This window comes from Pseudomonas sp. B424 (assembly GCF_055408345.1).
Map to the genome: position 1 here is coordinate 61283 of NZ_JBUZTL010000009.1, position 22050 is coordinate 83332.

Genomic DNA, 22050 nt, shown 5'->3' on the forward strand with positions numbered 1-22050 from the left:
TCAGAAGCCGGCAGGTGAGCGCGTATGCCAGTCAGTGTTGAGCTGATACTGGTGAGCGACGTTGAGCAAGCGACCTTCCTGGAAGTAGGGTGCGAGCAACTGCACGCCCACTGGCAAGCCATCGACAAAGCCGGCAGGCATCGACAGGCCCGGCAGGCCCGCGAGGTTGGCGGTAATGGTGTAGACGTCTTCCAGGTAGGCCGAAACCGGGTCGCTGTTTTTAGCGCCGATTTTCCAGGCCGGGTTAGGCGTGGTTGGGCCGAGGATGATGTCGACTTCATTGAATGCAGTCATGAAGTCGTTTTTGATCAGGCGACGGATTTTTTGTGCTTGCAGGTAGTAAGCGTCGTAGTAACCCGCCGACAGGGCGTAGGCCCCCACCAGGATCCGGCGTTGTACTTCCGGGCCAAAGCCCTCGGCGCGCGAGCGCTGGTACAGGTCGGTCAGGTCTTTGGGGTTTTCGCAGCGATGGCCGAAGCGCACACCGTCAAAACGCGACAGGTTGGACGAAGCCTCGGCCGGGGCGATTACGTAGTACGCCGGAATGGCGTGCTGCATGTTTGGCAGGCTGATGGGCTTGATCACGGCACCGAGCTTTTCAAGCTCCTTGATGCTGTTGTGGACCAGCTCGGCGATGCGCGGGTCCAGACCTTCGCTGAAGAACTCTTTTGGTACGCCGATCCGCAGGCCTTGCAGCGAACCATTGAGGTTGGCGCTGAAATCCGGCACGGGTTCGTCGATGCTGGTGGAGTCTTGCGGGTCGAAGCCGGCCATGCCTTGCAGCAGGATGGCGCAGTCTTCGGCAGTGCGCGCCAACGGGCCGCCCTGGTCGAGACTGGAGGCGTAAGCAATCATGCCCCAGCGCGAAACGCGACCGTATGTCGGTTTCAGGCCGGTGAGGTTGGTCAGGGCTGCCGGCTGTCGGATAGATCCGCCAGTGTCGGTGCCGGTCGCCGCAGGTAACAGACGAGCGGCGACTGCCGCTGCCGAACCACCCGAAGAACCGCCCGGGACGTGCTCGAGGTTCCACGGGTTTTTGACCGCGCCGTAGTAGCTCGACTCGTTGGCCGACCCCATGGCGAACTCGTCCATGTTGGTCTTGCCCAGGGTCACGGCGCCCGCTGCGGCCAGTTTGGCAACCACGGTGGCGTCGTATGGAGCTTTGAAGTTGTCGAGCATTTTGGAGCCGCAGCTGGTGCGTACGCCCAAGGTGCAGAACAGGTCCTTGTGCCCGATGGGGGCGCCCAGCAGGGCACCGGTTTCACCGTCGGCGCGACGTGCGTCAGCGGCCTTGGCCTGCTCTAGCGCAAGGTCTTCGGTGAGGGTGATGAAGCTGTTGAGCTGAGGATCGAGCTGGGCGATACGCGCCAGCAGGGTCTTGGTCAGCTCTTCGGAAGAAAACTTTTTATCGGCGAGTCCGCGGGCGATCTCGGCCAGAGTCAATTGATGCATGCAGGCTCTTTCCCTTTACTCGATGACTTTCGGAACCAGATAGAGGCCGTTTTCGACCGCTGGAGCGATGGACTGATAAGCCTCGCGATGATTGCTCTCAGTCACGACGTCTGCACGCAGGCGCTGGCTGGCTTCCAGGGGGTGGGCCAGAGGCTCGATACCCGTGGTGTCGACAGCCTGCATCTGGTCAATCAGCCCCAGAATGCTGTTAAGGGCTTCGGTGGTGCGTGGAATATCGGCATCATTGAGGCCAAGACGGGCCAAATGAGCGATTTTTTCCACATCGGAGCGGTCTAGCGCCATGGGATTCTCCAGTGGAAAACAGGACGGATGCTATCCGTGTGTTAGATTGACGGAACACTACCGCATTTCTACGGTCATATGGCCGCGATTGTGAGGCTTGGTGCTCTCAAAAGCTGTCAATTTAACATATTGGCGCCTTGCCCAAAATCCCTGTCGTTGTTAGAGTTTGCCGCACTTTTTTACCCACGCGTTGCCTAGGGTCCCTTTCCCATGTTCAAGAAACTGCGTGGCATGTTTTCCAGCGATCTTTCCATCGACCTGGGCACTGCCAACACCCTTATTTACGTGCGTGAGCGCGGTATTGTCCTGAATGAGCCATCGGTTGTGGCTATTCGGACACACGGTAACCAGAAAAGTGTCGTTGCCGTTGGCACCGAGGCCAAGCGCATGCTCGGCCGTACACCGGGCAACATCGCTGCCATTCGTCCGATGAAAGACGGCGTTATTGCCGACTTCAGCGTTTGCGAAAAGATGCTGCAGTACTTCATCAACAAGGTGCATGAAAACAGCTTCCTGCAGCCAAGCCCTCGCGTTCTGATTTGCGTTCCTTGCAAATCGACTCAGGTAGAGCGTCGCGCCATTCGTGAGTCGGCACTCGGTGCCGGTGCCCGTGAAGTGTTCCTGATCGAAGAGCCAATGGCTGCTGCCATCGGCGCCGGCTTGCCGGTTGAAGAAGCACGCGGCTCGATGGTTGTCGATATCGGTGGTGGTACCACTGAAATCGCCCTGATCTCCCTGAACGGTGTGGTTTACGCCGAGTCCGTACGGGTCGGCGGCGACCGCTTCGACGAGGCGATCATCACTTATGTGCGCCGTAACTACGGCAGCCTGATTGGCGAGTCGACGGCTGAGCGCATCAAGACCGAAATCGGCACAGCCTTCCCGGGTGGCGAAGTCCGTGAAGTCGACGTGCGCGGCCGTAACCTGGCAGAAGGCGTGCCACGTGCCTTCACCCTGAACTCCAATGAAGTGCTTGAGGCTCTGCAAGAGTCCCTGGCAACCATCGTTCAGGCAGTGAAGAGCGCGCTGGAACAGTCTCCGCCAGAACTGGCTTCGGATATCGCCGAGCGTGGCCTGGTACTGACCGGTGGTGGCGCCTTGCTGCGTGACCTCGACAAGTTGCTGGCTCAGGAAACCGGTCTGCCGGTGATTGTTGCCGAAGACCCGCTGACCTGCGTTGCGCGTGGCGGTGGCCGTGCGCTGGAAATGATGGATAAACACACGATGGACCTGCTTTCCAGCGAATAAGATCGCGTGGTGCAGTCCTATGGTTATCACCAGGAGGTAGCACTTTGCAGTGCTGCCTTTTGGCGTTTATCTTCTGTCAATCTTCATCCAGGCCGCTTGAAGCCGTATGAATAAATTGAACACTTGCCCCGGAGGAGCGGCCTATTAAACCGCTCTTTTCCAAAGGCCCCTCATTGGGCGTGCGCTTTTTGGTGCTGATCGTGCTATCGGTCGCGCTGATGGTGGTGGACGCTCGCTTCACGTTGCTCAAGCCCGTGCGCAGCCAGATGTCGCTGGTGCTGATGCAGGCCTACTGGGTCACCGATTTGCCGCAGCGCTTGTGGCAGGGTGTGGCCAGTCAATTCGGTAGTCGTACCGAGCTGGTGGCTGAAAACGAGAAACTCAAAACCGAAAACCTCCTGCTTCAGGGCCGCATGCAAAAGCTTGCCGCCTTGACCGAGCAGAACGTTCGCCTGCGCGAGTTGCTGAACTCGTCCGCACTGGTCAACGAAAAGGTTGAAGTGGCCGAGCTGATCGGTATGGACCCCAACCCGTTTACCCATCGCATCATCATCAACAAGGGTGAGCGCGACGGCGTCGTGCTGGGGCAACCGGTGCTCGATGCACGCGGGTTGATGGGGCAAGTGGTTGAGCTGATGCCTTACACCTCGCGTGTATTGCTGCTCACCGACACCACCCACAGCATTCCGGTGCAGGTGAATCGTAACGGCTTGCGTGCGATTGCCAGCGGTACGGGCAACCCCGAACGTCTGGAATTGCGCCATGTGGCGGACACCGCCGATATCAAGGTAGGCGACCTGCTGGTCAGCTCGGGCCTGGGGCAACGCTTCCCGGCCGGTTACCCGGTGGCGACCGTCAAGGAAGTGATTCACGACTCGGGCCAGCCGTTTGCCATTGTGCGCGCGATTCCGACGGCGGCCTTGAACCGCAGTCGCTACCTGCTGCTGGTGTTCAGCGATAGCCGAACCCCGGAAGAACGCGCCAACGATGCCGCCAAGGCCCAGGAGGCCGAGCAGAACGGTGAAGCACCGCCGATTATCCCGGCAACTGTGCCCAAGCCGGTCGCTCCTGCTCCGGTAGTTGCGCCCGTCGTGGCTCCTGCTCCGGTGGCCACTGATCCCAAGGCTGTGAAAAAACCTGCGCCAGTTGCAACCCCCGCCGCAGCCAGGCCGCCAGCCGCTGTGCCGGCCACTACCCGGGAGAGGCAATAATGGCGAGTACGCGTTCGAGTAACAGCTGGCTTATCTGGCTGACGTTTGCCATCGGCCTGTTGCTCAGCATCTCACCGATGCCGCAGTTCATGGAAATCCTGCGCCCGCTCTGGCTGGCCTTGCTGCTGGCTTTCTGGGCCTTGTACATGCCGCACAAAGTGGGGATGCTCACGGCCTGGTGCCTGGGGCTTGCCGAAGATGTGCTGTACGGCACCTTGCTGGGGCAGAACGCCCTGACGCTGACGCTGATCACCTTCCTGGTGTTGTCGCTTCAACAGCGTCTGCGGGTATTCCCGATGTGGCAGCAATGCCTGGTGCTGCTGGTGATTTTCGGTCTGGCCCAGCTCGTTCAGCTGTGGCTCAGTGCCTTGACCGGGAACCGCCAGCCAACCCTGGCGCTGGTGTTGCCGGCGCTGGTCAGTGCACTGCTCTGGCCTTGGATCAGCTACGGGCTTCGCGGGTTGTGCAGACGCTTTAAAATCAATTAACCGGATCGCGAGCCATTTCCTGGTTTGTGCACTTTGACAGGGAGATGTCTCGATGACTTCGCTTTTTCTGGCCTCTGGCTCACCACGCCGACGCGAGTTACTGACTCAAATCGGCGTGCCGTTCCAAACAGTCAGTGCCGCCATTGACGAAACCCCCCTTCCGAATGAGTCCCCGATGGCCTATGTCGAACGCCTGGCGCGCGAGAAGGCCCTGGCCGGACGTCAACAGCTGCCCAGCGCAATGCCTGACAGCGGGTATTGCGTACTGGGGGCCGACACGGCCGTGGTGCTTGATGACTGCATTCTCGGTAAACCGGTCGACGAGGCCGACGCCTTGGCTATGCTCATGGCGCTGTCTGGTCGAGAGCACGAAGTGTTGACCGCCATCGCCATTGTTGAGGCCGGGCGCTGCGAAACCCGAGTGGTCAGCAGCCGGGTGCGCTTTCGCAACATCAGTACACAAGAAGCCAGCCTGTACTGGGCCAGCGGTGAGCCGCAGGATAAAGCTGGTGGTTACGCCATTCAGGGGTTGGCAGCGGTGTTTGTGGCGGGCCTTAATGGCAGTTATTCCGCCGTCGTGGGCTTGCCTGTGTGCGAAACCGCAGAACTGCTGGGGCGTTTCGGCATACCCTGTTGGCAAAACCTTACCGTGCGCTGAATACCGCACCTACGAGACGTGGCACTAATGTGATGACGCCTGAACGAGACCCAGCCATGAGTGAAGAGATCCTGATCAACATCACGCCGATGGAATCGCGCGTGGCGGTGGTAGAGAACGGTGTTCTGCAAGAGGTGCATGTCGAACGTACCCAGCGCCGGGGCATTGTGGGCAACATCTACAAAGGCAAGATTGTCAGGGTTTTGCCCGGCATGCAGGCCGCCTTTGTCGATATCGGTCTGGATCGCGCGGCTTTTATTCATGCCTCCGAGATTTCCCTGCGCGAAGGCCAGGCCGTTGAAAGCATCAGCACGCTGGTACATGAAGGCCAGAGCCTGGTGGTGCAAGTCACCAAGGACCCGATTGCGTCCAAGGGCGCGCGTCTGACGACTCAACTGTCGATTCCTTCGCGCTATCTGGTGTACATGCCGCGCACGGCCCATGTTGGCATTTCGCTGAAGATCGAAGACGAAGCCGAGCGTGAGCGCCTTAAAAAGGTGGTCAGCGACTGTGTGGCCCTGGAAGGCATCCAGGAAGCCGGCGGTTTTATCCTGCGCACGGCGGCCGAAGGTGCCGGGGCGGATGAAATCCTGATGGACATCCGATACCTGCGCCGTTTGTGGGACCAGATCGGGGCTCAGATCAAAACCGTTGGCGCGCCGACCGTGATCTATGAAGACCTGGGCCTGGCACTGCGCACACTGCGCGATCTGGTCAGCCCCAAGATCGAGAAAATCCGCATTGATTCGCGCGAAACCTTTCAGAGAACCACGCAGTTTGTGGCCGAACTGATGCCCGAAATTGCCGATCGTCTTGAGCATTACCCAGGCGAGCGTCCGATTTTTGACTTGTACGGCGTAGAAGACGAGATCCAGAAAGCACTGGACCGTAAAGTGCCACTCAAATCCGGCGGCTATCTGGTGGTGGACCCGGCAGAAGCCATGACCACCATCGACGTCAATACCGGCGCATTTGTGGGCCATCGCAATCTTGAAGAAACCATCTTCAAGACCAACCTCGAAGCGGCCACCGCCATTGCCCGTCAACTGCGCCTGCGCAACCTGGGCGGGATCATCATCATCGACTTCATCGACATGGAAGATGAAGAGCACCAGCGCCAGGTCATTCGCACGCTCGAAAAACAGCTTGAACGCGATCACGCCAAAACCAACATCATCGGGATTACCGAGTTGGGCCTGGTGCAGATGACCCGCAAACGTACCCGCGAGAGCCTGGAACAGGTGCTGTGCGAGCCGTGCCTGTGCTGCCAGGGCCGGGGCAAGTTGAAAACCCCCGAAACCATCTGCTATGAAATCTTCCGTGAAATCCTGCGCGAGGCCCGGGCTTATCAGGCCACCGGTTATCGGGTGCTGGCCAACCAGAAAGTGGTCGATCGCTTGCTGGACGAAGAGTCGGGCAACGTCGCGGAGCTGGAAGGGTTTATCGGGCGCACGATTCGTTTTCAGGTCGAAACCATGTATTCCCAGGAACAATACGACGTGGTGCTGCTCTGAAGTTGCAGGCGCTGTATAGCGTTAGAAAGGGGCTGTATTCAGCCCCTGCGATCATTACTGAAGGGGCCACCTGACATGGAGCGTCTGACACGCTTTTTTGCCGCGCTGACCCGCTGGGGACTGGGGCTCTGTGCCCTTGTTTTGGTGCTGACGGCGTTGTACGTCAGCCTGGGCCGCGAACTCACGCCCCTGGTTGCTGAATACCGGGTAGAGGTCCAGACCAAGGCTCGCGAGGCCTTGGGCATGCCACTGACCATTGGCAGCCTTGAAGGGCGCTGGAGTGGCATGGCGCCGGTGTTGCTGGCCCACGACGTGATGATCGGCGAGGGCAACAGCGCCCTGCGCCTGGATGAAGTGCAGGTGGTGCCCGATGTGTGGGCCAGCCTGTTGAATCGCGATATTCACATCGCCCGCATACAGCTCAATGGCCTGCAACTGAGCTTGCGCCAGAACGAGCACGGCCAGTGGACCCTCGAAGGGCTGCCGGTTCAGGACGACCAGCCACTGGACCCTGAGCAGTTGCTCAATCAACTGCAACGCGTGGCGCGGTTGTCTGTGCTCGACAGCCAGGTGACCCTCGAACCGTACAAGCAAGCGCCGCTGACCTTTACCTATGTGGGGTTGACGCTCGACGTCGGCCCCTCCGACCAGCGTCTGGATGCGCGACTGACCTTGCCCGATGGCCAGCCGGTAGCGCTGAGCCTGAAAACCCGGGTCCAGGCCAGTCACTGGCGTGACGGCTCGGCGCGGGCTTACGTGAGCCTGCCGCAAAGCGATTGGGCCAAATGGTTGCCTCCCTCCTTGATTCAACCCTGGACAGCCTCCGAGCTTAAAGCGGGTGGCGAGCTCTGGTTCAACTGGAGCAAAGGCTCGGTGAAGAGCGCGGTGGCGCGCCTGAATGCGCCGAAGCTGAGCGGCGCCTACGCCTCCCGCAAACCCGAGACCGTCGAGAACCTGGCACTGCATGCCTGGGCTGAGCGGGGCAAACAGGGTTTCACCGTGGTGCTCGACTCACTGGCCATGAACCTGGGCAAGACTCGCTGGGAAACCCGCATGCAACTGCAGCAGTTCGCGGCCACTGACAAGGAGCAGGAACGCTGGCACTTGCAGGCCGACCGTTTGAACCTGACCCCGATCTCACCGTTGCTCGATTCGCTGGCGCCCTGGCCTGAGGGTGTGGCCAAGGTCGTCGACCAGCTCAAGGTCACGGGTACGCTGCGCAATGTCCTGGCCGATTACCGGCCCCAGGCCACGGATGATCAAAAACTCAGCTTCGCGGCCAATCTGGAGCAGGTCGGTTTCAACGCCACCCACGGTGCGCCGGCTGTGCGCAATGTCAGCGGCCTGATCAGCGGCGACCTGGGCAAGGGTGAGCTGCGGCTGGACAGCAAGGATTTCATGCTGCACCTGGACCCGATCTTCGCCAAGCCCTGGCACTACCTGCAAGCCAATGCCTTGCTGAGCTGGACCCTGAATAAAGACACCTTCACCCTGATTGCGCCGTACATCAAAGTGCTGGGCGAAGAGGGCAAGATTGCGGCTGACTTCCTGATCCGTATTCATCTCGACCATTCCCGGGAAGACTACATGGACCTGCGGGTCGGCCTGACTGATGGCGACGGCCGCTTCACTCCCAAATACTTGCCAGAAGTATTGAGCCCGGCACTGACCGAATGGTTGAGTACGGCGATCATCAAGGGCGCGGTAGACGAGGGCTTTTTCCAGTATCAGGGCTCGTTGAGCCACGACGCCGTTGCGGCGGCGCGCAATATCAGCCTGTTCTTCAAGGTGCATGGTGCCGAACTGGCGTTCCAGCCCGGCTGGCCCCATGTGCGCAACGTCTCGGGCGATGTGTTTATTGAAGACAGCGGTGTGCGGATCATGGCCAGTAAGGGCCAACTGCTCGACACCCAGGTGCGCAACGTCGCCGTCAGCATCCCCCATGTGCCCAGCGGCAAGGTCAGCCACCTGTATCTGGACGGTGACTTTGATGGCGGGCTGGGTGATGGCCTGAAAATCCTTCAGGAAGCGCCGATTGGTACCGCCGAAACCTTTGCCGGCTGGCAGGGTGAGGGTTCGCTCAAGGGTCGCGTCGATCTGAATATTCCGCTGGAGAAGGGTGAAGAGCCGAAAATCCTGGTGGACTTCAAGACCGACAAGGCGCGTTTGAAACTCAGCGAGCCTGAGCTGGAACTGACCCAGCTCAAGGGCGATTTCCGCTTTGACAGCACCAAGGGGCTGACCGGCAAGGGCATCAGCGCACGGGCCTTTGATCGTCCGGTCACGGCGCAGATTTTTGCCGACGGCAAGGCTGGCCGGCTGAGCACCCGCGTCGTGGCCAGCGGTCAGGTCGGGGTTAAAAAGCTCACGGACTGGCTCAAGTTCAACCAGCCGATTCCGGTGACGGGTGATTTACCTTATCAACTACAGCTCACCCTGGACGGCGCTGACAGCCAGCTACGCGTCAGCTCTAGCCTCAAAGGCGCAGTGGTGGACTTGCCTGCGCCTTTTGGTCTGGCAGCCAATGAAACCCGCAATAGCGTGTTCCGCATGACCCTGCAAGGGGCTGAGCGGCGTTACTGGTTTGACTACGGCGACCTGGCCAACCTGACCTTCGCCGCCCCCGACGGCAAGTTTGAAGACGGGCGCGGCGAACTGTTCCTGGGCGATGGCACCCCGGTGTTGCCCGCCAGCAAAGGCTTGCGTATCCGCGGTGTGTTGTCGGAACTGGACGTTGCCCCGTGGCAGGCGCTGGTGGAGCGTTATGCCGGCAATGACCCGGGCGGCAATGCCAAGCAAATGCTCAACAGTGCGGACTTTAAAGTCGGCAAGTTGATTGCCTTCGGCACCCAGCTGGATAAGGTGCGTTTGATTATGAAACGCCACGCGGCCGCCTGGGCGCTGCAACTCGACAGCAAGCAGGCCATCGGTGCGGTGACTTTGCCGGATGCCCAAGGCGCGCCGATTGCAGTCACGATGCAGAGCATTCGACTGCCCGCCCCCGACCCCAAGGCAGTGGCTGACGACAATGCGCCGGACCCGCTGGCCGCGGTTGATCCGCGTAAAATCCCGGCACTGGACGTCACCATTCGCCAACTCTACCAAGGGCCGGACCTGCTGGGCGCCTGGTCACTCAAAGTGCGCCCCACCAGCCGGGGCATCACCCTGAGCAGTTTGAATCTGGGGCTCAAGGGCATGCTGCTCGAAGGCTCGGGTGGCTGGGAAGGCGTCGCGGGCAATAGCAAAAGCTGGTATCAGGGCCGCCTCGGTGGCGGCAATCTGGCCGATGTACTGAAGAACTGGGGCTTTGCCCCGAGCGTGACCAGCGAAAACTTTCACGTGGACATTGATGGTAACTGGCCGGGTTCTCCAGCCTGGATCGGCCTCAAGCGTTTCTCCGGCACTCTGGACGCCTCGCTCAATAAAGGTCAGTTTGTGGAGGTCGATGGCAGCGCCCAGGTGCTGCGCATTTTTGGTCTGCTGAACTTCAACGCCATTGGCCGTCGTCTGCGCCTGGACTTCTCCGACCTGTTCGGCAAAGGTCTGAGTTACGACCGGGTCAAGGGCGTGCTCAATTCCAGCAGTGGCGTATACACCACCAGTAAGCCGATTCGAATGACCGGGCCGTCCACTAACCTGGAACTCAATGGCACCTTGAATATGATCACCGACCAGGTCAGCGCCAAGCTGCTGGTGACCTTGCCGGTGACCAACAACCTGCCCCTTGCCGCGCTGTTGGTGGGCGGGCCGGCGGCAGGCGGGGCGATGTTTTTGCTCAATAAGCTGATCGGTGACCAGGTGTCCCGTTTTGCCAGCGTGCAATACAGCATTCAAGGCCCATGGAACGACCCGAAGATCACCTTCGACAAGCCTTTTGAGAAACACTAGGAGTAGCATGGCCCGCAGCTAAAGCACTGTGAGAGCTGGCTTGCCAGCGTTGCCGTCCCCACAGCAGGTTCACGTTTATCAGGAATACGCCATGTCGTTAGCAGTGATTCAAATGGTCAGCCAGAGCGATGTGCTGGCCAACCTGGCCCGGGCCCGGCATCTGCTGCAAGAGGCTGCTGACGGCGGTGCGCAACTGGCGGTATTGCCCGAGAATTTCGCTGCCATGGGCCGGCGCGATATTGCTGCTATCGGTCGCGCCGAGGCAATGGGCGAAGGCCCGATCCTGCCATGGTTGAAACAGACCGCCCGCGCCCTCAACTTATGGATAGTGGCGGGGACTTTGCCGCTACCCCCCGAGGGGCAGCCTGAAGCCAAGGTCAATGCCTGCTCACTGCTGATCAGCGCCGACGGCGAACAAGCGGCGCGTTACGACAAACTGCACTTGTTCGACGTGGATGTGTCAGACAATCGTGGCCGCTATCGTGAGTCCGATGACTATGCTTATGGCGAGCGCGTGGTGGTGGCCGACACCCCGGTGGGCAAGCTGGGCCTGACCGTGTGCTACGACTTGCGCTTCCCGGAGTTGTACAGCGAGTTGCGAGCCGCAGGTGCTGAATTGATTAGCGCGCCCTCGGCTTTCACCGCAGTGACGGGGGCGGCGCACTGGGACATCCTGATTCGTGCCCGGGCCATCGAAACCCAGTGTTACGTGCTGGCAGCGGCCCAGGGCGGTGTTCATCCGGGCCCACGTGAAACATATGGGCATGCAGCCATCATCGACCCCTGGGGGCGGGTGCTGGCCGAGCAGGCGCAAGGCGAGGGCGTATTGCTGGCCCGGCGTGATGCTGCTGAGCAAGCAGATATCAGGGCGCGCATGCCGGTGGTGAGCCACCGACGGTTTTTTTCCAGGGGCGCGCAAAAGCACGTCTAGAACCACAGTTTTGGTCAGATGCATTTTTTGTGGGAGCTGGCTTGCCAGCGATAGCCTCACTGCGGTGAGCCAGGCAGACAGAGTTGTCTGCTTCGCCAGCAGGCAGGCTCCCACAGTAATTTTCAGGCCCGTGGGTTCAGCACTCAAAGATGCTGAAGCAGGGGCCAAGACGGAGTGAATATGAGCGAGTTGTTGACCTCAGTCAGCGAACACCTGTTGGCACCGGGCGGTGTCACCATCGAAAGCCTGCAATCGGTACTGGGCGACCTCGCCGGGCCGGGCATCGATGCCGCGGACCTGTACTTTCAGGGCCAGATTTCCGAGTCATGGGCGCTGGAAGACGGCATCGTCAAGGAAGGCAGTTTCAATCTCGATCAAGGCGTAGGCGTACGCGCCCAGTCTGGCGAGAAGACCGGCTTTGCTTACAGCAATGCAATCACCCTGGAAGCGCTGGGCCTTGCAGCACGGGCTGCGCGCTCCATCTCCCGTGCCGGGCAAAACGGCACGGTGCAGGCGTTCACCACCCAGGACGTGGCTCAGCTGTACGGCTCGGACAACCCGCTGGAAGTCATCAGCCGCGCAGAAAAAGTCGAGCTGCTCAAGCGCGTCGATGCCGCGACCCGTGCGCTCGACCCGCGTATTCAGCAGGTCACTGTGAGCATGGCCGGGGTCTGGGAACGGATTCTGGTGGCATCCACTGACGGTGGCCTGGCGGCCGATGTGCGGCCTTTGGTGCGCTTCAATGTCAGTGTCATCGTTGAGCAGAATGGCCGTCGCGAGCGCGGCGGGCATGGCGGTGGCGGGCGTACCGACTACCGTTATTTCCTCGCCGAAGACCGCGCCATGGGGTATGCCCGCGAGGCGCTGCGTCAGGCGCTGGTCAACCTCGAAGCCGTGCCGGCACCGGCGGGCACCTTCCCTGTGGTTCTGGGTTCCGGCTGGTCCGGCGTGCTGCTGCACGAAGCCGTGGGCCACGGCCTGGAAGGCGACTTCAACCGCAAGGGCAGTTCGGCCTACAGCGGGCGCATGGGTGAAATGGTTGCCTCCAAGCTGTGCACCATCGTCGATGACGGCACACTGGCCGGCCGTCGTGGCTCGCTCAGCGTGGATGACGAGGGCACCCCGACCGAGTGCACCACGCTGATCGAAAACGGCGTGCTCAAGGGCTACATGCAAGACAAGCTCAACGCCCGACTGATGGGTGTGGCCCGCACCGGCAACGGCCGTCGCGAGTCGTACGCGCACCTGCCAATGCCGCGCATGACCAACACCTACATGCTGGCTGGCGAAAGCGATCCGGCGGAAATCATCGCTTCGGTGAAGAAGGGCATCTACTGCGCCAACCTGGGCGGTGGTCAGGTCGATATCACCAGCGGCAAGTTTGTGTTCTCCACCAGTGAGGCCTACTTGATCGAAGACGGCAAAATCACTCGTCCAGTCAAAGGCGCGACCCTGATTGGCAACGGGCCGGAAGCGATGAGCAAGGTGTCGATGGTCGGTAACGACCTGTCGCTGGACAGCGGCGTGGGGACGTGTGGCAAGGATGGGCAGTCGGTGCCGGTGGGTGTCGGCCAGCCAACCTTGAAGATTGACGCGATTACAGTAGGCGGTACGGGCGGTTGATGGAAGTTGCCGGGAAGGCTGCAAGGCAACCTTCCTGGCTACGAGGCTTAACGCAGGCCGCGTTGAGTCTCGTCCAACCCACGGATGTACTTGAACAATTTGCGGCTTGAGGCCGGTGCCTTGTTCTGAGCCAGCTCGTGTTTGGCCTGACGTATGACCGAACGCATTTGCTGGCGATCGGCGTCAGGGAACTCGGCGACAAACTTTTCCAGTACAGCGTCATCACCCTCGATCAGGCGGTCACGCCAGCGTTCGAGGTTGTGGAAGCGTTCGTTGTACTGGCGAGAAGAGGCATCGACTTGATCGATCAAAGCAAGAATTTCGTCAAGCGGTTGATCGCGCATCAGTTTGCCGATGAACATCATATGGCGCTTGCGCGCAATATTGGCCGTGTGTTTTGGAGCATCTGCCAGAGCCTTTCGCATTGCGTCAGTCAGGGGCATTTTGTTCAGCAAGTCAGGCTTGAGTGTCGTAAGACGCTCGCCCAGATCAACCAGAGCATGAAGCTCGCGTTTGACCTGCGATTTGCTTTTTTCGCCGTCGAAGGCGTCGTCGTAAGAATCAACCATGGTGGCAGTCCGCAAAGAAACGCCGCCATGATAACCAGTCGGGGGCCGCTTGTCCGGCCCGGTCGCTCGGCGGCCCTGCCGAAAACAGAATTTGAGTGGAGAAAACCATGAGTGCAGTTCAAAGCGTCGGCCCGCAGGCCTTGCCGGCACTGCAGGAGCAGGTCGAGCAAATCATCGCCGAAGCCAAGCGCCAGGGCGCCAGCGCCTGCGAAGTAGCGGTATCGCTGGAACAGGGGTTGTCGACCTCGGTGCGCCAGCGAGAGGTCGAAACCGTTGAGTTCAACCGCGATCAAGGTTTTGGCATCACCCTCTATGTAGGTCAGCGCAAAGGCTCGGCCAGCACCTCGGCCACCGGCCCTGATGCCATCCGCGAAACAGTCGCGGCTGCCCTGGCCATTGCCAAACACACCTCCGAAGACGAAAGCTCGGGTCTGGCCGATGCCAGCCTGATGGCCCGTGAGTTGCAAGACTTTGATGTGTTCCATACCTGGGACATTACCCCCGAGCAGGCCATCGAAAAGGCGCTGGTTTGTGAAGCCGCGGCGTTCGAGGCAGACAGCCGGATCAAAAATGCCGATGGCACCACCCTCAGTACTCATCAAGGCTGCCGCGTATATGGCAACAGCCACGGTTTTATCGGTGGTTCGGCGTCTACCCGCCACAGCCTGAGCTGCGTGATGATCGCCGAAGGTGACGGCCAGATGCAGCGCGACTACTGGTATGACGTCAATTGCCAGGGCGAGCTGTTGATGGACGCTGTCACCATCGGCCAACGCGCCGCAGAACGCGCTGCCCGCCGCCTGGGCGCGCGTCCCGTGCCGACCTGTGAAGTGCCGGTGCTGTTTTCGGCCGAGCTGGCCGGTGGTTTGTTTGGCAGCTTCCTGGGCGCGATCTCGGGCGGCAACCTGTACCGCAAGTCTTCGTTCCTGCTGGATGCCATGGGGCAGCAGATTTTCCCCGAATGGCTGACCCTGGATGAGCGTCCGCATCTGATGCGCGCCATGGGCAGTTCGTCTTTTGACAACGATGGCCTGGCGACCTTTGCCAAACCTTTCATCAAGGACGGCGAATTGGTGTCCTACATCCTCAGCACCTATTCCGGGCGCAAGCTGGGCATGCCAAGCACCGCCAACGCCGGTGGCGTGCACAACCTGTTCGTGACCCACGGCGATGAAGACCAGGCGGCGCTGATTCGCCGCATGGGCCGCGGCCTGTTTGTCACTGAGCTGATGGGCAGCGGTTTGAACATGGTGACGGGCGACTATTCCCGTGGCGCGGCCGGTTTCTGGGTCGAGAATGGCGAGATCCAGTTCCCGGTGCAGGAAGTGACCATTGCCGGCAACATGCGCGACATGTTCAAACAGATCGTGGCCGTGGGTAACGACCTGGAACTGCGCAGCAACATCCGCACCGGCTCGGTGCTGATCGAGCGCATGATGGTGGCGGGTAGCTAAAAAACGGAGCTCTGTGTGGGTATGCCCGCGATCTCGTAGCAGATGACTCGCGCAGCGAGGTTGCGTGCGGCGGCGAAGCCGTCGTAAATCCTGAGCATTGGACTCAGCTGACTCACTTCGGTTTCGGACTACAGGGTGGGAGCGAGCCTGCTCGCGAAGGACATTCGCGAGCAGGCTCGCTCCCACCGTTGAAGTTGTTCTGCGTCGGTAAGCCGGCCCTCCCAACGAGCGCAGCCTTCTGTCCTCGCAGCGGCTACAGGCCTTGCAGCACCCGCAGGCTAGTCATAATTAAGCGTGTAAGTGACGCCTGAATTTGCCGTGCCGCCTTTAATAGGGCCGGGGAGCCTTACGTAATTCACCGACAGCGGGATTGAATAACTGCCCACGCCCGCCGCACCGTCAAGCCATTGGCCGGGGTTTCCGGTGCCTGACAAGTCCGGGCCGAAGCTGACAGCGCCAAATTTATTGTGGACTTCGAGTGCAATGCCTTGAGCCCCAGAGTCCGGTGACAGATTTAGTTGAGATGTAATGTTACCCGGGTTATTGCCGTCGGTCAGTGTGACGTGCACATCTGTGGTGCCAGCCACTCCCGTGCAGTTGAGGTCAATAGTAAAGTTTTTAGGCGTTGATCTGCCTTGTGCGTTGAAGTCCGCAATACTGACTTCCCCAAGGTTAACATTCATGTTGGGGGTGGTTACCGAGCAGGTAGGCTGTAACAGAGTGACGGTTAGGGGGCCGAGCATCTGTACATTGAATACATTGAAGCTGTCATGTGCGATTGTTATTGCTCTGGCTAATGTGGTGGGAGCTATGTTGCCAGCCTCTAAAGTATCACCGGTTCTAATAAGTTCTATTCTGACGGGGACGGCAAAAACCTTCCATTTACTTGTTCCTACACCGCTTGGTGGAATGAGGGTTCCCGGTATATATGTGTTGTTAAACGGGTCTCCTATTCTTATACGCATTGCGATACCAGACAGATGAGTGTCAAAAAGCCCGCCACCAAGATAAGTGAAATCTGACGACACGTACGCTTCGGCATTTGATTCTGAAGTGCAATTTACTTCGCGAAGTCCCGCAGTATTGTTGGCGTAGGTGTCAAGTGCCGCCAGAGTTCCATTAATGGGGGTGCGGGGATCAAGTGGTGGGAACTGGTTGGCTGGTAAATTAAAATCCGGCAGCCCTGAAACAGTCGTGCAACTAGCCACTGCGGCGTAACTAAATAAACTCCCGCCCATAACGAATAAATACATGATGATTTTTTTTGCTGTATTTAATATGGCGTAGTTCATTGTCTTTGCCTGGCTTTAGTGATGGGCTGTTGGGTGAAAGTGACTAGTCATAGTTAAGCGTGTAGGTTACACCGGAATTTGCCGTGCCGCCTTTAATGGGGCCGGGGAGCCTTACATAGTTCACTGACAGCGGGATTGAATAGCTGCCTTCTCCAGTCGCCCCATCGTTCCACTGCCCGGGGTTGCCCACACCTTCCAGATCGGGGCCAAATCTGACCAGGCCAAAGCGGTTGTTCACCTCAAGGGCAATACCTTGAGCCGTAGAGTCGGGTGAGAGGTCCAGTTGGCTGGTGGCGTTTGCAGGGTTATCCGCATCGGTCAGGGTGACAAGCACATCTGCCGAGTTGGTGCCGCCCGTGCAGGTGAGGTCGATACTGAAGTTTTTCGGAAAAGTTCGTCCAGAGACGTCGAAGTCGGCAATATTAACTTCTCCCAAATCCACTGTGAAGTTGGGAGTGTTGACTGCGCAGGTGGGTCTTAACAAGTTTAATATTATGGGTTGTGGGATATAAAAACTAGCGACTAGAGAGTTACCGTCAGTTATGTTCCGGTTTTCGGAAAATAGGCCAGGGTTTAGTTGGCCGCCAGCGGGTATGTAACCCGTTTTTATAAAAATAAACGTGTATACAGGCCCGCTAAGTATTCTCATATATCCAGTAGCAATAAGGTTAAGTGGTAGAAAGCCTGAAGGTTCGGTATGGGAAATTAATTTCATCCCTATTCCATCTATTCCGGTTTGGAATAAGCCAGGGCTGATTTCTGGGTAAACAGATGTTGTCTTTGTCGTTACAGGGTATGTAGTGCAGACTATGTCTATGCCATTGGCAGATGTTTCGGCAACAATTAAACTTCCCAAGGTTGCGCCAATGGGTAGGGATGAGTCAATTATTATTGGGTTGCTGGTCCGGTAATCATCAAAAATAATGTCGGTGTCTCCGGTGTAAGTGCAATCGGCCAGTGCAACCTTGCATACAGTACTACTGCTTAGGAGTATTGATATGAGTAGGGTGTATTTTGCAATTTTTATAAATCGCCATGGCTTATAGGCTGAGCGATAAGTAATGTTGTTCATTATTTCTCCGAAACGCCTTCTTGAAAATGTGATTGTTTACGTTTCATTGTTTATTGACACACCAACTTCATCTGGTCATAACCTTGGGTACTGCTACGTTCCGGCAATGCATACTCCGTCTCACACGCCAGCGCCCCCGACTTGATCTTCAATGTGCCTTTGTCCGACTCCACCAGCACCAGTGCCTGACCACTTGGGTCGGCGATGGCCAATAGCGTGCCCTGGGCGTTTTCTACGCGGGTGCCAAAGGGCATTGGCGTGCCATCGGCCTTGACCAGCTCGAACTGCACCCGGCGGCCCTGCTTGATGTTGAAGCGTGCCACCGTCACCGAGCCACGGCGCGGAATGACTTGCTGGGTGGTGTTGTCGATTTCGATGTCTGAGCCCAACTGGCTGGAGTCCAGGTTGATCCAGTTGGTGCGGTAGGGTTGCGAGTTCGGCGCCACGGCATAGCCATTGGCGCCCGTGGTGACCCCGGCGTTGTTGCCCACCGGGATCCCGGCCACGCCCGGGACCTCTACCAGGGTAAAACTTTCGCCCACGGTTTGGCCAAAGTTGATCCCGCCAGCATGAACCACGATGGAGCCGGCGGCTGTGCCGTTGAGGGACTTGAACGTGTCCCCCTGAGCATACCCGGCGCCCACTTGGGCCACGGTGGTGGTGCCATTGAGATTGCCGCTGAAGGTTTTGCCGCCCAGGCTTTCATAGCCAGCATTCACTGAATAGAACAGATCGTCGCGCCCCAGCACCGAGCCATTGGCCCCTGTTTTCAGGCTGTGGGCCCCTTTATTGTCAGCCGTTAACGTGCTGCTGACCCGGGTAGGGCGGCTGCTGTTGCCCAACGGGAACGACAGCGACAGCGAAACCCTTGTGCCTTCCGACTTTTTCCGGGAGGCGTCAGGGCTCAGTGTGTGTGTGGCATTGAGGTTGAAGGTCAATGAACCCCAATTGCTGCCATATCCCAGGGTAAATTGCTGGGTTTTACCTGGCAGATTCCAATAGCGCTGCTCGCCCATTCTCAGGTAAAGCGCACCGTATTTACGCCCGCCCAGGCTTTGGTTGAGGGTGATGTCAAAACGGTTTTTTGCACGGCCACTACGGTTGTGCCGATCATTGAAGTCCATATCGCTGACGTGCTCGTTCAAGGTGCGATAGCCCTCGGTCGAGTAGCGATAGCTGGCCAGACTGAAGGTGGTATCGGTACTGGCAAGGGTTTTGGCGTAGAGCATGCGTGTACTCTGGCCCTTATGGCGTTGCCCGACAGCGTTGGTGCTGGTGGACTGGGTGACATCCGCCGAGAACGCACCGATGACCGTGTTCTGCGAGGCGCCCAGATTGATTGCGCTGAAATCCGGCGCCCATTGCACGCCGCCGAACAGGGTGGTGTTATCGGCCGCGCCATAAGCCAGCCCGGCGATGCCCACCATGGGAGCGACCCCGTAGTAGCCGTTGCTGTCGTATCGACCCATGGCCAGGTTGTAGCGAAACGTCCCGCGGCGCACCATTTGCGGCAAGGACGCGAATGCCTGGGTCGTCACCCGGCGACGGCCGTCGGCCTCGATCACGGTGATTTCAAGGTCGCCGTTGGAGCCGTTGGGGTAGATGTCGTCAATCACAAAGGGGCCGGGGGCCACGGTGGTGCTGTACAGCAAGTAGTTGTTCTGGCGCACCTCGACGGTCGCATTGGATTCGGCATCACCCCGGATGGTGGGGGCATAACCGCGCAGGCTGTCTGGCAGCATGGAGTCATCGGATGCCAGAGTCAGGCCCTTGATACGAACGCTGTCGAAGACTTGCGAACTGGTGAAGCTCTGGCCCAGGGTCAATTGGCTCTTCAGTGAGGTGATATCGCGCTGGGCAAAGGTTCGGTTGCTGGTCAGCGTGACGCCATTGGCCTCAGTGCTGCTGATGTTTGAGTCATTGCGCAGCCGCCAAGCTCCCAGGTTGATGCCGTTATTGAGGCCCACTGAGTAGCTGTCGTTGTTGCCCGCCTGGGTGGTATTGCGACGACCGGTGATGTTGTAGTTGGTAAATGCGGCTGTGACGCCTTCATCCCACAGGGCCGGATCTACATAGCCCCGTGCGCTGCGCAGCATGGAGGCTTGCGGTACACCGATATTGAGGTGCTGGCGGCTGGCGTCATATTCGACGCTGCTTTGCTCAATCAGGCCGGCCAGGTCGTAGCAGCGCTCAGGCTGGGTTTCATCCAGCTTGCTGGCGTCTCGAAGCGGCTTCAGGTCCAGTCCAAGTGATTCAAAAATAGGTACTGTCAAACAGGCTTCAACTTTGCCGCTTCTTTCCTGCTGGGTAAAACTTATATCCTGACGGCCGACCAACGAGCGGTTTAAATAAATGTCGACCCGATAAGTGCCCGTTGCAACAGTGCTGCCTTTCAGGAACTCATCCAGGTCGATACCTTGCCCGCCGTTCTGCAAAAAATGAGCGCTGAACTTTGACGTGTTAATGGGTGCAGAAGTACTGGCGTAGGTGACTGTGGAAGAAGAAACAACAGTCCCCAACGCCAACGAGCGCAAAAACACACTGACTTGAATAGGCGCGTTGACACTTGCCGGTCGCGATAATTGGCAAAGAAGATTGTGTTTTTCTAATGCGATTGAAACAGTCATGTAGCGCCTCGGCACGGGTGTTGCGCATATAAAAGTTGGTGCGGTTGCCAGGGTAGGGGCGTTATGGCTCGAGAGGCTTGAGGTGTATCGGCGTGGAACTTAGCGGTGTGCTGTAAAAGTTTTTAGCTCCAAAATCATTAATGCTGCCGGCCGCTAGTGTCATGGAACTTGTGCTGGAAATTCCCGGTACGTTAAGACTTTTGGTTTCGCCAGGTACCAGCATGAAGTTACTGATAGGGGCGCTGGTATAAGCGTTGCCCTTGATTTGAACGTCCGTCAGTGTCACGTGATAAGCAGTGGGGTTTTTAATAACCAGATTGCTGCCTTCGATAGCCCAGGTTACAGCTTCGGGTGCTTCTTCCGCGGTACCGGGCAATCCGGTTGGGCGGTAGAAAAACTTGATGCGTTGACGCACGGCAAGTTGAAGAATGTTGTCGCCGTCAGCGGCTTTTGGGATTTCCTGAACACTCAGCCAAAACACCGATTCTTTATCGGTAGGCACGCCAGTCCCTTTAAACAGAATTCGCAAAACCTGCCGGCTTTGAGCGGCCATATGGGCCAATGGCGGGGTAACGGCAAACGGGATTGATACTGAGGGGGCCCCAGGATCGTTGCTGTCCAGCCAGGATTGAATCAGTATTTCGTCGCTGCTCAGGTTGCGCACGGTGACACTGGCTTCTTTTTTGTTCCCTTCAAATACCACTCGGGTTGAACTGAGTGTAATTGCAGCCTGTGCCTGGCTGCACACAAACAGGGTAAGCAGAATAGCTACCTTGTTTAAGTTTGGAAGTGACATATAGGCAGTCTCGAGGCGAATAGGGAAGTTAAGGGAGTACGCAGCCTTCCCTTAACGGTTGATTAGTCGTAAATGAAAGTAAAAGGCATGCTCGCATTGGCAATGCCGGCAGCCAGTGGTTGGCCGTTTTTTATATAAGCGGCGCGCAGATCTAGTTTTGCCGTGGCTGCACCAGTGCCGTCAACAGTGAGTGTTGTCGTCAATCGTTCACCGGCACCCAAGTTCAAAATCTTGTCGGTTTTATCCATCAGCGCAACGCCGACACCGGTGGCACCGCCCGTGTTGATCTTCAATAGGCGCGGGTCATCAGTATCCTGGCCAGAGCCGCTAACAGGGTCAAACGACATGTGGGCATTTGAAAGGCTGGTAGCGCCAGTGCAGTTAATATCCAGTTGCAGTTGGGTTGTTGCCGAAGCTTGACCCGTAGAACCGTCTTCCAGATCGGCAATGGATACGATACCCATTTGCACGTTAATATTGTTAGCCGTACTGCCAGGGGCCGTTGCGGAGCAAGTTGCGGCGGTTAGTCTGCCGGTAAAGTTAATATCTCCTGTTTTAGCCTGAGATAACGGCACAAAAGAAGTAGCGGTAATAACGCTGGAGATAATAATAATTAGCTTTTTCATTTGTAACCCTTAAAGTGTCGGGAAGTTGCGGTGGGGGCTGAGTAAGTACGCGGAGAATGATAGGTTTATGCCAGGTATATGGATGCGAGAAGTCTGCCCGTGGTGCGTAGGGCCAATCGATATGTTTCTGGGAAGGCGGTAGTGGTTAAGTAGGATAAGACCATATGAAAAGTAATACTTTTCTAGTCGTGAAAAAGGCCGGGCTCAGAGCCCGCAGCCTGGCTGGCCTCGTCGGGCAGGGATCTACGTCTTAAGCAGGCTTGTTTTGATAATCAATATCGCTTAATAATGAATCTCA

Annotated in this window: 17 protein-coding genes; 9 read left to right on the top strand and 8 right to left on the bottom strand. The window is 58.2% G+C overall.

Translation table 11 applies throughout. The features are described 5' to 3' along the window. Both gatA and gatC read right to left on the bottom strand, forming a co-directional pair. Entirely contained in the window at positions 1-1452 is a 1452-nt protein-coding gene (gene gatA, locus ACZRMS_RS13015; RefSeq protein ID WP_463995578.1) for an Asp-tRNA(Asn)/Glu-tRNA(Gln) amidotransferase subunit GatA, read from the bottom strand. A gap of 15 nt (positions 1453-1467) precedes the next feature. Then, on the bottom strand, positions 1468-1755 hold the full coding sequence (gene gatC, locus ACZRMS_RS13020) for an Asp-tRNA(Asn)/Glu-tRNA(Gln) amidotransferase subunit GatC (protein ID WP_016781778.1): 288 nt from the start codon (positions 1753-1755) through the stop codon (positions 1468-1470). A gap of 210 nt (positions 1756-1965) precedes the next feature. Between gatC and mreB the strand changes: the two genes are divergently transcribed. The 8 genes from mreB (at position 1966) to tldD (ending at position 13316) form a co-directional block, all read left to right on the top strand. Then, a complete protein-coding gene (gene mreB, locus ACZRMS_RS13025) occupies positions 1966-3003 on the top strand; it encodes a rod shape-determining protein MreB (protein ID WP_003439856.1) in 1038 nt (345 codons plus the stop codon). A gap of 143 nt (positions 3004-3146) precedes the next feature. Further along, positions 3147-4214, top strand: a complete 1068-nt coding sequence (mreC, locus tag ACZRMS_RS13030; protein ID WP_463995687.1) for a rod shape-determining protein MreC — start codon at positions 3147-3149, stop codon at positions 4212-4214. After that, positions 4214-4702, top strand: a complete 489-nt coding sequence (mreD, locus tag ACZRMS_RS13035) for a rod shape-determining protein MreD (protein ID WP_463995579.1) — start codon at positions 4214-4216, stop codon at positions 4700-4702. Before mreC ends, mreD begins: the two co-directional genes overlap by 1 nt. 52 nt (positions 4703-4754) lie before the next feature. Continuing rightward, on the top strand, positions 4755-5360 hold the full coding sequence (locus ACZRMS_RS13040; RefSeq protein WP_463995580.1) for a Maf family protein: 606 nt from the start codon (positions 4755-4757) through the stop codon (positions 5358-5360). Between the two features lie 56 nt (positions 5361-5416). Beyond that, positions 5417-6874, top strand: a complete 1458-nt coding sequence (gene rng, locus ACZRMS_RS13045) for a ribonuclease G (protein ID WP_463995581.1) — start codon at positions 5417-5419, stop codon at positions 6872-6874. Between the two features lie 75 nt (positions 6875-6949). After that, the gene (locus ACZRMS_RS13050; RefSeq protein ID WP_463995582.1) at positions 6950-10762 is read left to right on the top strand and encodes a YhdP family protein; all 3813 of its coding nucleotides are present in this window, start codon (positions 6950-6952) and stop codon (positions 10760-10762) included. A gap of 91 nt (positions 10763-10853) precedes the next feature. Continuing rightward, positions 10854-11693, top strand: coding sequence for a carbon-nitrogen hydrolase family protein (locus tag ACZRMS_RS13055; protein ID WP_463995583.1), 840 nt, complete (start codon positions 10854-10856; stop codon positions 11691-11693). A 180-nt stretch (positions 11694-11873) separates the two neighbouring features. Next, positions 11874-13316: a metalloprotease TldD gene (tldD, locus tag ACZRMS_RS13060; protein WP_463995584.1), complete on the top strand. Its 1443-nt coding sequence runs from the start codon at positions 11874-11876 to the stop codon at positions 13314-13316. Positions 13317-13363: 47 nt separating this feature from the next. On the opposite strand, the gene yjgA is transcribed toward tldD, so the two are convergent. After that, a complete protein-coding gene (gene yjgA, locus ACZRMS_RS13065; RefSeq protein ID WP_048360091.1) occupies positions 13364-13885 on the bottom strand; it encodes a ribosome biogenesis factor YjgA in 522 nt (173 codons plus the stop codon). 107 nt (positions 13886-13992) lie between these two features. Between yjgA and pmbA the strand changes: the two genes are divergently transcribed. Continuing rightward, a complete protein-coding gene (gene pmbA / locus ACZRMS_RS13070) occupies positions 13993-15339 on the top strand; it encodes a metalloprotease PmbA (RefSeq protein WP_463995585.1) in 1347 nt (448 codons plus the stop codon). Between the two features lie 278 nt (positions 15340-15617). Here pmbA and ACZRMS_RS13075 read toward each other — a convergent pair whose 3' ends face one another. From ACZRMS_RS13075 to ACZRMS_RS13095, 5 genes are all read right to left on the bottom strand, one after another. Further along, a complete protein-coding gene (locus tag ACZRMS_RS13075; RefSeq protein WP_463995586.1) occupies positions 15618-16631 on the bottom strand; it encodes a fimbrial protein in 1014 nt (337 codons plus the stop codon). A 43-nt stretch (positions 16632-16674) separates the two neighbouring features. Next, positions 16675-17703, bottom strand: a complete 1029-nt coding sequence (locus ACZRMS_RS13080; protein ID WP_463995587.1) for a fimbrial protein — start codon at positions 17701-17703, stop codon at positions 16675-16677. A 50-nt stretch (positions 17704-17753) separates the two neighbouring features. Further along, on the bottom strand, positions 17754-20243 hold the full coding sequence (locus ACZRMS_RS13085; RefSeq protein ID WP_463995588.1) for a fimbria/pilus outer membrane usher protein: 2490 nt from the start codon (positions 20241-20243) through the stop codon (positions 17754-17756). A 148-nt stretch (positions 20244-20391) separates the two neighbouring features. Then, positions 20392-21126: a fimbrial biogenesis chaperone gene (locus ACZRMS_RS13090; RefSeq protein WP_463995589.1), complete on the bottom strand. Its 735-nt coding sequence runs from the start codon at positions 21124-21126 to the stop codon at positions 20392-20394. Positions 21127-21188: 62 nt separating this feature from the next. Continuing rightward, a complete protein-coding gene (locus ACZRMS_RS13095) occupies positions 21189-21752 on the bottom strand; it encodes a fimbrial protein (RefSeq protein WP_463995590.1) in 564 nt (187 codons plus the stop codon). Positions 21753-22050: the final 298 nt, after the last annotated feature.